Origin of the sequence: Leptotrichia wadei (assembly GCF_007990545.2) — a bacterium.
Classification (GTDB): Bacteria; Fusobacteriota; Fusobacteriia; order Fusobacteriales; family Leptotrichiaceae; genus Leptotrichia; species Leptotrichia wadei.
This window is the reverse complement of sequence record NZ_AP019829.2, coordinates 568,768-582,909: the sequence shown is the minus strand read 5'-3', so window position 1 is coordinate 582,909 and position 14,142 is coordinate 568,768. Positions and strand designations below refer to the sequence as shown.

Here is a 14,142-nt window from a genome sequence, read left to right as displayed (position 1 = left end):
CAGAGTAAAAAATATAGGGGCGGTCATTAAATACCACAACAAATCTTTTTTGACTGCTTTTTTTAAAATATTTTACTTTGTGATATTTCTTTCAAAACTTCCCTAATCGGACATTCTCCTCCTCTCAAATATGGAATGTTTGTGCTTTTTCCTGTTTCATTAACAATTTCTGGCAAGCGTTCCATCTCTATTACCTTTTCTAGTGAACTCGTTCTTTTGCCGCTAAAGTACAGTTCATACGCCTTTTCCCTGTTTTTTCCATAGTTTGCAAAGAAAGTGTGGTATAACGCTCTTGCCTTTATCTTCCTTCTTGAAAACGCTTTCGACCTGCTTGACAAAAATCTTGAGCATTCGTGGGACACAAGGGCTTCCGTCCTTGAGCCTATGTAATCCTCTTCAGTATATATCCTTCTTATCTTCTCATACTGGTTAAGCAGCATCTTCATCTGCTCCTTTCTTCTCTGGCTCACATTCTCCTTTTCCTTGAAATTCTCATAAAAATTTTCAAGTCCTGCAAAGTTATCTTTCTCAAGCCACCTGTAAAGATTTTTTGATATTCCCTTGTCCTTCTTGGAAATTTCAACTATAGCTTTTGCTAGATGAAACTTGTCATAAATGTGTATCGGATTGTAAATCCTAAGCTCCCCTGCAAAGCTGTCTATCCATATTCCCCCATCAGAGTTCACAATCAGCTTCTTCTTGTCCATATTGTATCTCTTTTCAAGATAGTTAAGCACATATTCCGACACTTCCTCAAGGGATACGGATGCAGGGAACATTATTGTGTGTTTGTCAATAAGTTTGTTTCTGTCCCTGCAGAGTTCCTCAATTCCACGATGTATTGAAACCATCCTCATATATGTGTTTTTACTTCTTCTGCACTTCATATGGTCTTCATCAATCTCCATATATACTGGCGAATCGTCATCCCTTTCAAATCTTTCAATATCAAGTTTCGGCATTTCAAAAGAATTGACAAGATTGTACACAGTAGCCCTTGAAACACCGTAAGTCTTTGCAAGAAATGAAGCCGTAGCATATTGATACTCAAAAAAGTATAGTAAAAATCAGCTCCTCAGAAAGCCTTCTGTACCGCTTAAGCCCAATTTTTTCATCAATGTAGTAGTGAATGCCTGTTTTCTTGTCTGCATATTTTCGACGTTCAAAAGTGACATGCCCGAAAGCAGTAGTAACAGTTCTTTTAACAAATCCTTTGCTTTTAAATTTATCTTTTCTTTCATCGGAATGGAAAAAGGCATCATCAACTCTTTTGACATAAACTCTAAACAGCGTTTCAAAGGCCTTTGAGACAAACAGCTTAAACTGCTGCTCAAACGGAAGTCTGAAGGAAAAAATATTTTTAAAAAAAGTCTTTACAAGCGAAGAAAAATCTGATATTCTAATCATAGAGGGAACCACCTTTCAATAGAGTTTGGCGATTATATTGTAACTGGTTTCCTCTTTTTTGTTAATTAAAAATTTGATTAAATTTATTTGCCCCTATATTTTTTACTCTGTCGGTCTGAATTTAATATTTGACATTTTTGTAAAATATGTTATAATAAATTTGTATAAAATCTCTAAGGAGAACTTTATATAACGTTTAAAAAAAATATGCCATAAATTAGGCTGGATTTTTCCAGTCTTTTTTGTTATAATAATTAAGTGAATTTTAGCATAATTCACAATTTGTATATGAGGAGGTAGTGGGATGGTAGATTTCATTGCGATATTTATTCTATTTGTAATTATTTTTTACAGCTTGAATAGATAGGACATGAATTTCACCTCTGCTCCTCAACCCTTAGGGGATAGTAATTTTAAAATTTAAGGAGGAAAAATTAACAAAAAATTTGTTAAAATAAAGGATGAACAAAATTAAAAATATTGCAATTATTGCGCACGTAGATCACGGGAAAACAACTCTTGTCGATGCTTTATTAAAACAGGCGGGGACATTTGGGGAACATGAAAAAGTAGATGAAAGAATTATGGATAGTGATGATTTGGAGAAGGAAAGAGGGATTACAATCTTTTCTAAAAATGCTTCATTTCATTATGATGGATATAAGATAAATATTGTGGATACTCCAGGGCATGCGGATTTTGGTGGAGAGGTGCAAAGAATCTTGAAAATGGTGGATTCTGTATTGCTTTTGGTGGACGCTTTTGAAGGAGTCATGCCACAGACTAAATATGTATTAAAACAGGCACTAGAACATGGGCTTCGTCCAATTGTGGTAGTTAATAAGATTGACAGGCCAAATTCAGATCCTGATGCTGTTGTGGATTCTGTATTTGATTTGTTTGTGGATTTGGGAGCAAATGATGCTCAGCTTGATTTTCCAGTAGTTTATGCATCGGCTAAAAATGGATATGCTAAACTGGAATTGGAAGATGAAGATAAGGATATGAAACCACTTTATGATGAAATTATGAAGCACGTTGATGATCCTGAAGGTGATGTAAATGAACCATTGCAAATGCTTGTTACAAATACGGAATATGATGAATATGTTGGAAAATTAGGGACTGGAAGAATTTACAACGGAAAAATTGAAAAAAATCAGGAAGTTACGTTAATTAAAAGAAATGGCGACTTGGTGAATGGAAAAATTACTAGAATTTATGGATATGACGGACTTAAAAAAGTTGAAATGGAAGAAGCGTTTGCCGGAGACATTGTAACAATTGCAGGAATTGAAAAAATTGACATAGGAGAAACTGTGGCAAGTAAGGAAAATCCAAAACCATTGCCGCTAATTGACATTGACGAGCCAACGCTTGCGATGACTTTTGTTGTAAATGATTCGCCATTTGCTGGGCAAGATGGGAAATTTGTAACTTCTAGAAATATTTTGGAAAGATTACAAAAGGAGGTAAATCATAACGTTAGTATGAGACTTGAAATGACAGACTCGCCAGATGCCTTTATTGTAAAAGGAAGAGGCGAACTTCAATTATCTATTTTGCTTGAAAATATGAGGAGAGAAGGATACGAAGTGGCAGTTTCAAAGCCTGAAGTTATCTTTAAGGAAAAAAATGGACAGAAAATGGAGCCAATCGAACTTGCAATTATTGATGTTGCCGATGAATTTGTAGGAGTTGTAATTGAAAAATTAGGACTTAGGAAAGGTGAAATGGTAAATATGAATCAAGGAAGCGACGGCTACACAAGACTTGAGTTCAAAGTGCCATCACGTGGATTAATCGGATTTAGAAACGAATTTTTAACAGAAACAAGAGGAACAGGAATCCTGAATCACTCTTTTTACGAATACGAACCTTTCAAAGGGGAAGTTACAGGAAGAAGAAGGGGAGTTCTAATTGCAATGGAGCCAGGAACAAGTCTAGGTTATTCATTAAACAACTTGCAGCCACGTGGAATCCTATTTATTGGACCAGGAGTGGAAGTTTATGAAGGTATGATAGTTGGAGAACATTCAAGAGAAAATGACTTGGTTGTAAACGTATGTAAAGGTAAAAAACTTACAAATATGAGGGCTGCTGGAAGTGATGACGCTGTAAAATTAGCACCTCCAAAGGAATTTACATTGGAACTGGCACTTGAATATATTGAAAATGATGAATTGGTAGAAATTACACCTAACTTTATTAGACTTAGAAAAAAATATTTGAATGCTAATGAAAGAAAAAAACACGAAAATAAAAACTGATAAAACTGTAATACCTTAAACTAAATAAAAAAACTGGAGTTATTTAAACAGCTCCAGCTTTTTATTATATTAATTATTTTTTAGTTTCTACCATCTTAGCCTGTTTTAAAATGCTGTCCGGTATTTTTATACCCAATGATTCCATATTTTGCTTATTAATTTCTATTTGAAGATTTTTAACAGTTTCTATTGGAATCTCGCTTGGTTTTTTGCCTTTTAATAAAATTTCTGCTGCAATTTCACCAGAACGGTAACCAATGTTATAATCGGTAGTTCCTTGGGAAATTAGCCCTCCTGCATTGGAGAATACGTTATTTGTAGCTAGAACTGGTATTTTTGATTTATTAAACACATCAAGTATTGCCGCAAAATATGAAGCTACCGTATTGTCTTGAATAGCATAATAAATATCAATATCTTTTGCAATAAGATTTGCAGCCGCAACCATTTCTGTACCATTTGTAACAGCCTTTTCAATTACTGTAAATCCATATTTCCCTGCCAGCTTTTTCAAATTATTTACTTCAGAAACCGAATTTTGTTCAGATGAATTATAAATTATCCCTATTTTCTTAGCTCCTGGTAACAACTCTCTCATTAATTTCAAATTTTCAGTAACTGGTGCTGCGCCGCTTGTTCCTGTAACATTTGGGATTCCTTCAAGCCCTGCACTCTTAGGATCTGTAACTGATCCAAATACAACTGGTGTTTCATGCCCAACTTGATTCTTAGCCGCCTGTGCCGTTGGAGTAGTAATTGCAAAAACCAAATCCTTCTTGTCTGCTGCAAACTGCTGCATAATCAAAGTCTGGTTACTCATATCATTATTTGCAATCTTATCATCATAATCAGCCTTCACTCCAGCCTTAGCCAACGCATCCTTAAATCCTTGCTTTGCCGCATTCAACGCTGGATGATCCACAATTTGCGACAGCCCAATTTTATAAACTTTTTCACTAACTTTAGAATCCTTTTTTTGCTCTTGAGAATCATTACCCTTCTTATTTCCACAAGACAAAAGCATTCCTCCTAACATACCGAATAACAGTACACCTCTCATAATTTTTTTCATCTTTTTTTCCTCCTAAAATAAATAATTTTTAATTTATACTATTATTTTACCATATTTTTCAAAATTTTCCATTAAATATTGCTTTTATTAAAAATTTTTTTACTAAGTTCGATAAACAAAAAGAAGAGCCGCCATCACTGGCAGCCCTCCTCCCATTTTGTCTAGCATGTTTCCCTCATTCCTAGAATTTTTTAGTACAATACTTTCAAGCCCATTCCTGCTCTGAAATTGTGACCTTTTGAATCGTATCCTGTGTTTACGTTGAATCCGAATCTTCCATTGTCCAGTCCAAGTTTCAAGTCTGACTTGAAGTTTCCTCTCTTGTCTTCCTTGTCTCCTCTTATTCCAAAGTAGTCTGTCCATGCTCCTACTATTCTTGCTTCATTTTCAACATCGTATAGTTTTCCAATTTCGTTTTCATACGCAAATCCTAAGCTTGCTGTCAAGTTTGAATTCTTGAATACTTCCTGATTGTATCTGAAGTCAATTCCTACGCTTGGCTTAACTGAAACGTAGTCGTCGCTCTTGACGTTCAATGCCATGTCACCTTTTTCATGGATTGACGAGAATCTTCCGTATTCCGCTCTGATTCCTAAATTTGGAACTATGCTGAATCCGTCATTTACTACAAATGATTTTTCAAGCCCTGCATTAAGCCCTGCACCGTAAGAGTAGTAGCTTGCTTTCGCTCTGAACTGTTGATCCACTACCCAGAATCTACGTTTCATGTCATTTCTTCCAAAGAATCCATCTCCACCTAGGCTAAGTATGAATGTTCCGTTTGCGTCAAGCGGGATTGACTTGAACACTCCAACTTTTGCCATTGCCTGGTTTTCATATGATTTAGATAGATCCTTGAATGTGAAGTAGTTGTTTACTACACCTGCTGACCATCCTGATGACTGTCCAAGTCTTACAGTCTCATCTTCATGAACAAACGCAAATCCTCCTGCATTGCTGTACCAGTCTGGCATTCCTGCTGTATCTGTCTTGAATTCGTTTCTTTGTCCAAATGCCTTGAACTTGTTAGAATCCTTGGAAACGTTTCTTTCACTTCTCAAGCTGCTGATTTCTCCACCTAGAATATCTGATGTAGACTTGATTCTTTGTTGAACTCCACCATAAATGTGACCTCTCATTTGGTCAAATGCTTGAGCCAATATATGCCCTTCTCCGTTACCTAAGCTGTTCAGCTTGTTGAAGATAACTTTTTCAGCGCTTTCCTGTCTTGCGATTTCATAAATGTTGTCCAAGTTGTTTGTGAAGTTTACTAGAGACTTGTCATTATCATATGCGAATGAATGATAAGGAACTTTACTCATGTAAATTTCTGACAACTGGTTGTTAGAGTCAAGTTTTGCTAATACTTGCCAAGTCAAGCTTGCAGAAAGAACGTTCACTTTTGCTCCTCCAGGCAGTCTTGACAATGCATCGTTAAATGGTTTTAGGATGTTGCTCTTAGTTACGTTTCCGTTTACATCAACCTTATCCCCAATTCTGATTGCCTTAGAGTTTGTATACAGTGTAGCTTCCGGTCCGAAGTACAAGTCAACTTTTCCTAGTTTAGGCAAGTTTTGGATTCCGTCAATTGGGTTAGTGTATCTGACTCCTGACGTGTCAACATACATTCCGATTGACGTTACTTCTGACAATGGGTCTTTGTATGCGTGTTCCCATACTGGATTACCCCATTCATTCTTAACTGAAAGGTCAATTATTCTTGTTCCTCCAGTTTGAATGCTGCTGCTTACTGTTATGTTCTTAGCCCAGTCTCCAGGATTTGCCGCATCACTTTCAACATCAAAGATTGGCGTGTCGATTCCGTCAACACTTACCTTAGTTATAGGCACGATGTCTGGAGCTGTTATAGTTGTTCCGACACCTGTTGTCTTAGGATTTCCGCTTGTCCCTTCCTCAATTGAGCTTTCTTTTCCTCCGTAAAGGTCTGTTCCGCCATTTCCATTAGTTTGCCCTGCTGTCACGGCAGATGATGAAGTATATCTTGAATCTGTTGATTTAAGCACTTCTGTTGGGTTTCCGTTTGCGTCTACGATGAATCTTGATCCGTCTGTTACGATTCCGTAAGATCCTGATCCTGTTACATTAATATGTCCGTAGTTCTTAATGTAACCTCCATTAATTGCCACTACCCCTTTCAAGCTTTGGGCGTTACCTTCGATTTCTCCATAGTTTTCCCCAATTGCTCCTCTGTCTAGGTACATACCAATTGCGCTTTCTCCTTCAAGACGGATATTACCGTAGTTTACTGCCTTAGACCCTGCACCAGTTGCGAACATACCGATACCTTCTTTTTCCTTGACGATAATATTTCCCCTGTTTACAATGTATCCTTCTTCTGTCGTCTTGTCAAAGTTTCCATCTGTCTTGTAGTGGTTTCTACCTGCCGCCATCGCTGCCGAGTATTCCATGTTTACAGTGTCAGACATACCTGTAGTGATTGTTCCGTAGTTTGTTGACGGAGCGCTTGTATTTGCCGAGAAGATACCTACGTTTCCGTACCCTCTTGCTGTGTTGTTGTTGTCAACGTCATATTTAGATCTCAGGTCAATTGTTCCGAAGTTGTCCATTGAACCTTTAGTATAGTAGGCTGTGTTGTAATCCCCGTTCATTGTTACGTTTGCCCATGACTTACCTCTTGATGCTGTGTCTGCTGAATAGTAGTACACTGCATTTCCCTGCTCCTTAGTTTCTTCTGGAACTTTAGGGTTTGATGGGGCTGTTGACTTAACCTGTCCTCCTGCAGTTCTGTTGGAAGCCAGTACAACTGTCGGAGCATCTGTCGCTGTCAATGAATTAACCTTTCCGCTTGCGTCAAGAGTGTAGGCACCATCACCAATTGTTACGTTTGTTGCAGGTCCTCCATTCTTTTCAGCCATGACAATACCGTAAGAGAATCTGTCAATGTCCATGTCAGCGCTTACATTAATGTTTCTTGCAACGCTTCCCTTGTCAATATATACCCCAATTGCAGAGTCAAGCTCTCTTGGCTTGTCCAGTCCAGATAACAAGTCGTTTGCATTTGCATAAGCAGTCTGTCTGTTAATAGGGTAAGCTCCTGGCGCTGTTGAAACTCCTGATGTAGTCTGAACATGCCCTAGAACTGTATCGTTACCAACTAGCAATTTAGTATTCTTAATGTTGACATTTCCGTCACCGGAATAGATACCGTAGTTGTTTCTGTTAATTGTAATCTTAGATTTAGTTCCATCTTCCTTGCTGTCAGTATTTACATTATATCCGTAAATAGCCCAGCTTCCTATGTTCTTGTTGTTTGTAGAATCTCCAATTGTAATATCTCCACGGTTTGTGATAGTTGTATCAAGCTTATTAGTAGAGTTTGCAAAGATTCCCACATTAACTTTCTTCATGTCTTCAGAAGTTAGCGTGCTAGCCTGTGCATCTAGCGAGTCGTTAAGCTTAATCTTACCAAAGTTTACGAATGTTCCCTTATTTACTACAGCACCGTAAGCTCTTACATTAGTCTTAGATGATGAATCTTCTTCAATATTACCTCTGTTAGTTACAGTATCTGCACCATCGTTAGTGTTTACCAAGATACCTACAATTCCTTTGTAAGTTCCACGATTGGCTGTTGGTGTAGCTGCTTTAGATTCTGTTAATTCATAAGCTAAATTTACATTAGTATCTTTTACGTTAGTAAATTTAATATCTAAGTCATTTGATGCATTTGTTACACCAGATTTTTTACCAGTAAATGCCATTGCAAATCCATTTTTGTTACTTGCACCACTATAGTTATATTGGAAAGTTTTTTGGTGGTTAGCACCTTCTGCGACATTAGTATCGTCTACTCCCCATAATCCTACACCGTTATCTTGAGTTTCTACTGTAAATTTATCACTAGATAAGTTAATCTTAGCAGCCTCTGCATAGATACCTATACCATTTTTACCAGTTAAAATATCATTTTTACCCATTTGAAGAGTAAGTGAACCAAGTCCTGTATTTGTTGCTTTATTTCCAAATGTGAATGCTCCATCACTTGCACCTGTCAAGTTAATAGTTCCACCTGCATTTAGTTTGCTAACATAATCTTTAACATTATTTACTAATGCAATACCAATTCCACGGGCATCTGCATTTGTAACATTTGAATTTCTTACATCAATACCATTTGTACCAGCAGTACCGTTTTTGTAATTAATAATTATATTATCTTTTGCAGCATTTCCTCTGTTTTCGGCATAAATACCTGTTGCTTGATCACCTTCAACAAAGATTTTTGCATCTTCATGTTCTATTTTAACCGAATTATCTGTACCACTATGGTTAATCAAATCAGAATAATTATATCTTACTTCATAAGTATCAGAAATACCTACGATACCATAATTTTCTCCAGCATAATCAGTGTCATCTCCTCTATTACCATTAGTTCCTCTTGTTGGAGCATTTGATGTTGGTTTTTTATATTGCCCTGTAACTGTAATTTCGCTGCCTTTCATATTTTGCAATACACTTCCATCAGTACCAACAATTGCATTTCCATGGTCAACTCTTATATATCCTTTATTAGTTCCGTCACCATTTTGAATAGTTCCAAAGTTTACAAGAAGTCCTGTTATTACTGGTTTTGCTTCAGTTCCTTCTTTTCTTCCACCCCAAATGTCAACTTCTTTTAAATTCACAAATTTAGATTGATCTTTAGATGTTTTTATCCAAGTTGGATTTTGATTATTTGGATTATCCCATCTGCTTAATGAGTTAGCCAAAGCAAACCCTACATTTCTAACTTGATAATTAGTTTTATTGTCAGCTCCTGTAAGAGCTCTGTTTGCTGCATCTCCACTAACTTTTTTATTGTTAGTTACTATTTCACTTTCCATCTTTATATGATTGAAAGTATCATTTTTAGGATCTGTTACTCCAGTTGGTTTTGTTTCTTGAATATCTTCTATATTGACATCGTTATCTATTTTTAAAGAACCATTAATTAAAGTGGTGTCAATCTTATGATTGTCAGTATTCTTGATTACCATGTTACCAGCATAAGCACCAATTCCACTTAAAAAGTTTGTTGATGGTGTACCAGGAACTCCTGTCCCTCCTGCTTTAGTACTAGTCCATACTATTTCATCTTTAGCTTGGTTAACAACTCCAATTACAACATTGTCAGATTTAATCTCAGTTGTTACTTTCGACATTCCTCTATATTTAGCAGCTTTCCATTGGTCAGAAGCACTTGTTACATCCTTATGATAATCAGAAATAGCATATCCTTTATCGTTATTGTATGTAGAACCATAGATATTACCATTTAATAAGATACCGTCATACATATAGATTGTTGTATCTTTATTGAATGTAATATGTGCTGTATCATTTGAATTAGAACCTAAAGTATTTGCATTTAAATTTCTTTTTACATAAAATGGTGATATTGAATCGTGATCATTAGTACGATCTCCTACTGAATCATTCGTTATGATACCTCTACCAAATCTTGGTTCATCTGTTGTTCCATTTTTAGTATTAATAACTTTTCCTAATCCAACATTATTTTGATGAGTAATTTCTCCGTTAAATTCTATTGCACCATTATCTTCTGCCCAAAGTGCTCCTCTGTCACCACTCACTACACTTACTGCAGCTGTTGTAGTATTATTGTCACCATTCGCATAAATTACTGTAGAACCAGTACCTTTTGCATAAGCACCCATACCATAAATTAATGATTTTCCTGGACTTGCAGCATTAGCTCCTGTACCAGTTTCTATAGTGCTTCCTCCATTAGTTGTTGCACCTTCTATCAGGACATAACCACCATTTATAGCGGCACCTCCAATATTTTGATACCCATTTGCAACTAAAGTCCCAGCACCATTATAAGCATTTTGATCTACATACATAATGTTATCAGCGGCTGTAATATTACCTTTTATTTTAACAGTTGAAGCAGAAAATCTATTTTTCCCTTGTGCAACTCCGTCAGCTAAGGCAATTATTGACTTGTAACCAGCAGCTCTAGTATCTTTTATTTGTGTTATAATACCACCATCTTGAGTATAATATGCAACACCATTTAATGAAACCATATCAACAGGTGCTTTGAAATTAATAGTAGATGAAGCAGTTGTGTCAACAGCAGTATTTTTACCAATTCCAGTAAATCCACCAGTTGCATAACCAATTACACCGTTGGTAGAGACAGCACCTCTTTTAACATCATAACCTCTATTAAGTGCATTTGTTGTTGTAACACCATCTGGTAATCTCCACTCAGCACCATCAGAAATTATATTATTGTTGTTAGCGTCTCCTGCTAATACATTTACTTGAGTAGCATTATCTGCATAAACTAATGTACTATTTGAAGTGTTGGCTCCCATTCCAACATTAAGAACTTTAATATCAACAGCTTTTGACATATCTCCTGCAGGCTGACCAGTACTGTTTATTGCATAAGCACTATAAGGAACAGAACCTTGAGCAGTGTTAGCATATACAGCTACATTATTTCTAGTAGCAGGCATAACTCCTCCACCCATAGCACCTTGTAATTTAATCTCTCCACCGAAATATCCTTGCTGTTGTAAAGCAACCATTATGTTGTTATCTCCACCAACTTGTACATCAGAAAGATATAATTTAGAACCTCCGCTATCTTCAACAGGAGCAAGACCATCGTAAACTATATTATTATTTCCATTTACTCTAACTACACCTGTATTAAATGCTCCATTATCCCAAGCAACATTATCATGTCCAAAAGTAGCAGCAGTAGGAGCAGCATCTCCATTGCTAATATTTAATTTCCCAAGATGACTATTTACTTTATAAACAGAGTTATTATTTCCATAAAAACTCATATCTGCATTTGAAAATATATTTACAGCACTGCTTGTTGGATTCCAATCACGTGCTTGGATATTAAATCCTATATTATTTCCACTGCCATCTCCATAAATATAACTTCCATTAGAAAGTTTTAATGTTCTATCAGTTCCTCCAGAAGTGGAAATTACATAGGCAGCATTATTTTTAGTAGAAGTACCGTTATACAAATGAACACGGGTAGCCTCCATATTAGCTGCAACTGCTCCACTACCACCACTAAGTGGACCTACAAACATAAATGAACCACCTGGATGATTGTTTCCAATATATGCATTAGTATAATTTACATTCATATTTGAAGGAGCATAAATTAATGTTTCTCTATATGCCCCTGTTCCTGAATAACTGCTTCCAAAATTATTCCATGCATTATATCTAGCAGTCCAATATGAATTATGTTGAGCATCTATAAGTTGACTAACAGCGGCGGCGGCGGCGTCAGCTTTAGTAGCATAATTTCCAGTTACTCCTGATATTACATATCTAGTACCCGATAATGTAGCAGCATTATAATAACTAGTATAAGAATTTCCTGTACCATATATACTTTCACCTTGGTGAGCTGGATCTATATAATAATTATAGGCATTAGTTTTTGTAGCACTTTCATTACTCCAATTCCACCAACCAGGATAAGTCCAAGTGCTAACACTTCTAGCATAAATATAATCATAACCTACGTTTTGGTTGTCTACATAAGGGTTTGAGTTCCAATAGTTTCCAGGCGTATAGTACGGTAATGTATTATTAGCTCCAGGTGTAATACTAGATGTTGAAGTTCCATTTAAGTTTTCATATTGAACACTTGAACTCCAAGATGTTGTTGGATTATACCACCAGCTCCAGTTTGTATTACGAACATTATTTAGATCTGTTGAAGTACTAAAATCACGTCCATTCCACATAGATGCCATAGCTCCCCATCCCGAACCTCCTATATTAGTTATAGTGGCAGTTTCATTTGGAGCATTGATATGATTTCTCTCATATCCATCTGATGCTGTATTACCATCCCATCCATTATATGATTTATAATTAGTACTTGAGAAAGTATAATCAGGTTCTAATGGTGCTCCTGTAGTATTAGTTACAACACCAAAATTCCCCCAAGATGTTTTACTAGCTCCTTGAGCTGATACTACAGTCGGATTTCTGCTTTCACTAAAATTATATGTTTCTACACGTGTTGAAACTGGGTTACTTATTTTTATATCAGGTCTAAATGATGGTGCAGTTGGACCATTGATATTATCCAATCTTTCAGGCACATAAGGCTTATAAGGCTCATGTATATTGGCCGGATTGATTGTCAATGAATTCGGCTCCTTGTTACGAGGTATATTCAGGTTAGTTGCCCCATATAAATGCTTAGTAGGGTCAAACACATACTTGGTAAGGTCATTGTCTCTCTTGTAGTATTCAAGGAATTTTCCGCCCCTACCTCTATATGTTGTTCCCCAGTCGTTATTCATATATCCTGTCCCGAACTGGAATGATGACCATGGGCTCTTGATTACTTGGTCCCCTTGTCTTAACAGCTGAACAAGTTCGCTTTGAGCTCCCTTTAATGATTTTTCGTTCTCTTTTCTTGCACGCATGAATGATTGCCGCAGATCTGTTATGGCATCGTATGTCTGTGCTGTCACTTCCTGCTGTTCGCTTGCCACGTCTGCCACGTCAGCATGAAGCTTTGGCGCAATTGTTAAAAGCCCTGTTATCAGGAAAGAGATAAGCAGGCTGTCAGAATAATGCACGTCTTTACATCTTTTTACAAACGATCGCAAATCTCTTGCAATTTGTCGCAAATTATTACTCATTGTTTCCTCCTAAAATTTGTAAATTTATAGCCATCCGCAAAAGCCGTCAGTTCCAATTAATGCAGCGCTTGCTGATTAATTTTCCAGCTTTCACAGCCGCCTGTTTTTTTGATTTAGGCATCCATGAAGCTTCCAAGAAAAAGTATTCCCGCGAAATGCCTAAAAAGTATCGAAATAGCCTTATTTTTCCAAAAACCTTTCAAACACCCTCAACAAAGTCCAGCAAATCCCAGTAGAAATGAGGGATGGAAGGGGTGGAGTCCTTAAGGGGGGCCATAGAGGACTTCAAAAGTGATAATTATTAATCCACCATTAAAACAAAAATAGTGGATTTAGTGATTTGATAGTGATTTAAAAAAGGAATTCACTCTATATTCTCCCTAATCTCTCCATCCTTAAACAGTAAATCCTAGTAAGATTTCAAGACAAATATCCAACTCCTCTACCAAAAGCTATCCATCGCTTCCAGTCCTTAGTTTTCCATTTTCCCAATTCTTATAAATTCCTGTCTAAGCCCTTATCCATACCAATTTCGTCCCAAAACCTGCCCGAACTCTATATTCAACGTATGAAATTAATATTTAAACACAACAGATTTAATAGCTCAACCTTATAAAACTTATTTTCTCTCAACCTTTACCTTTTTTATTTATTAAACCCATATCTTTTTAAAAGACTATTGATATAATCTTAGTAT

3 protein-coding genes and 1 pseudogene are annotated in these 14,142 nt (G+C 36.4%); 1 reads left to right on the top strand and 3 read right to left on the bottom strand.

What is annotated here, in order from left to right; genetic code table 11:
- Positions 1-62: 62 nt before the first annotated feature.
- A pseudogene (locus FVE73_RS02805) lies at positions 63-1,407 on the bottom strand (ISLre2 family transposase).
- 461 nt (positions 1,408-1,868) lie between these two features.
- Between FVE73_RS02805 and typA the strand changes: the two are divergent.
- Positions 1,869-3,677, top strand: coding sequence for a translational GTPase TypA (gene typA / locus FVE73_RS02800; RefSeq protein WP_018499563.1), 1,809 nt, complete (start codon positions 1,869-1,871; stop codon positions 3,675-3,677).
- Positions 3,678-3,750: 73 nt separating this feature from the next.
- On the opposite strand, the gene FVE73_RS02795 is transcribed toward typA, so the two are convergent.
- Together FVE73_RS02795 and FVE73_RS02790 are read right to left on the bottom strand one after the other, a co-directional pair.
- Complete coding sequence (locus FVE73_RS02795) at positions 3,751-4,749, bottom strand: ABC transporter substrate-binding protein (protein WP_018499562.1); 999 nt, start codon at positions 4,747-4,749, stop codon at positions 3,751-3,753.
- Positions 4,750-4,940: 191 nt separating this feature from the next.
- Positions 4,941-13,445, bottom strand: coding sequence for an autotransporter-associated N-terminal domain-containing protein (locus tag FVE73_RS02790; RefSeq protein WP_146997826.1), 8,505 nt, complete (start codon positions 13,443-13,445; stop codon positions 4,941-4,943).
- Positions 13,446-14,142: the final 697 nt, after the last annotated feature.